The 272-nt window shown below is 55.5% G+C and carries 1 pseudogene; it reads left to right on the top strand.

The window, feature by feature from the left end:
* Positions 1 to 272, top strand: a pseudogene (locus tag ACTHTG_RS11210) (RHS repeat family protein); the annotation flags it as partial.

The following is a 272-nucleotide window of genomic DNA, read 5'->3' as shown; positions in this document are numbered from 1 at the left end:
ACCGCATATCACTATAACGAAAACCATCAGCCCGACCGGATTACCGACTGCTCGGGTTACGAAACCAAACTCTCTTATACCCCCGAAGGACAGTTGGCGCGTATTACCGATGCGCTGGGGCAGCACACCGAATACCACTACGACGCCAATCAAAACCTCACCCTCGCCCTCTATCCAGACGGCAGCAAAGAGACTTTCGGCTACGATGCTGCAGGTCGTTTGACCACCCATACCGACGGCGAAGGCCACACCACCTCCTACGAATACGGCCA

Source organism: Neisseria sp. P0017.S009, from assembly GCF_051957375.1.
GTDB lineage: Bacteria > Pseudomonadota > Gammaproteobacteria > Burkholderiales > Neisseriaceae > Neisseria > Neisseria perflava.
This window is presented reverse-complemented; position numbering and strand designations above follow the sequence as displayed.